The sequence below is a fragment of the Bacillus sp. 123MFChir2 genome, from assembly GCF_000383235.1.
GTDB lineage: Bacteria > Bacillota > Bacilli > Bacillales > Bacillaceae_G > Bacillus_A.
Genome location: NZ_KB911031.1, coordinates 1 through 1,549 on the forward strand (window position 1 = coordinate 1; position 1,549 = coordinate 1,549).

The 1,549-nt window shown below is 32.8% G+C and carries 1 protein-coding gene and 2 pseudogenes; all 3 read right to left on the bottom strand.

Annotated features, from left to right (window positions below):
* Positions 1-416, bottom strand: a pseudogene (locus H280_RS24315) (chemotaxis protein); the annotation flags it as partial.
* A 316-nt stretch (positions 417-732) separates the two neighbouring features.
* Positions 733-1,101 (bottom strand): DUF3979 family protein, encoded by a 369-nt coding sequence (locus H280_RS0122860; RefSeq protein ID WP_020063410.1) that lies wholly within the window; start codon positions 1,099-1,101, stop codon positions 733-735.
* A 172-nt stretch (positions 1,102-1,273) separates the two neighbouring features.
* Positions 1,274-1,549, bottom strand: a pseudogene (locus H280_RS24320) (chemotaxis protein); the annotation flags it as partial.

Genomic DNA, 1,549 nt, shown 5'->3' on the forward strand with positions numbered 1-1,549 from the left:
CAAGGACGCTCTTTCGGATTATAATCTGCTGGCATTTGTACGTTCGGTTCTTGAATAAATGATCCGTTATCAGTTCCTACATAAGTATATATAATATCAGGATGCAAACTTGCATAATCTGTAAACATTTTCCTAATACTTTCCCTATTATCGGTCTCATGCATATTACGCTGAATGACTTTAGAAAAATGTGTAACGTCATTACACTTCGCATCAATTGTTTGATTAATTAAACTGTCTAACACTTTAATATTTTCACTTACGCTGCTTGTAATTTGACTATCAAAATTCTTCTTTGCAGTTTGATAAGATAGAGTGCCAATTACAGACACAGCAGAAATTAAAATGACAAAAAACGAAAGCAACAGTTTTTTCCCTACATTCATATTCTGAAATACTTTAAACACTTTTGACATACAGCTCCTCCTTTATGTGCGATCTAAGATGATATTAAAAAAGTGTATACGATAAAGAAAAAACAAAGAATGAATACGAGTCAATGAAATGTACAATACTTTCCGACTCATACTGTGTAAATTCTAAACAATCAATCTCATTTTGTCTATATATAGATACTATTATTTTTTAATATATAGACTCCAAGATTTTATTTCGACATAAATTGATTATTCCATAATGAAGACACCTCCTTTACTTTATAATGAATTGAAGAAATTTCTTAGTAACTACGAATAGCAAAATAAAAAAACATCCATTAATAACAGGATGTTTTTACTCACACTCTTCACACACTTCCCAATATAATCCCATTTCAACTGCCAAAAATGGTTTTAACTGTAATCGAATCATACGGCTTGGCATACGATCTAGCACAAATTGAAAGCTTTCCTCTTCTTTTATAATATCGAGCTTTTGAACAGCGATACGTTGAATCGTTGTAATCGCCTGACCATCTTTATATAAAACAAGACGAATTTCATCGTCTTCATTAAAAAACAATTCTATACTTGTACCTGTTAATGAAATTGTATTTGTTACGAAATAGGTACCTTTTTCTTCTTGAATATAGTACTTCCAGCCTCGTGTTCCGTCTTTTTGTGGAAGAACTTGAAAAAATGATGTAATCTCCTCGTGTAGCATACAAATAACTCCTCTCTTACTTCTTGCTCAATATACCCTAAGTACATTTATTGTACCATAAACGACTATAACAACTGTATTTCCCCGCTCAAGACGATATATTTCCTCTTATTCTTTAATAACGTGACAAAAACGAAAAGCGCGTGAACCATTTGATTCACACACTTTTCGTTTATACTTTAAATCTTTCAATTAATACTTGTAATTCCTCTGCCATTTGTGAAAGCGTTCCAGCTGCTGAACTAATTTCTTCTATAGATGCCAATTGTTCTTCTGCCGATGCCGCTACACTTTGTGTGCTAGATGCATTGTTACTCGCTGTTATTGCGATTTCACCAACTGAAACTGACACCTCATCTGCCCCTTTGGACATTTGTTTTGCTGTCTGAACTAGACTTTCAATTTGTTTTGCAATTTCACTTGTAGATTGCAGAATTTCAGTAAAGCT

Excerpts from the sequence above, each read along its gene's own strand:
- H280_RS0122860 (WP_020063410.1), bottom strand. The coding sequence starts at position 1,101 with ATGCTACACGAGGAGATTACATCATTTTTTCAAGTTCTTCCACAAAAA.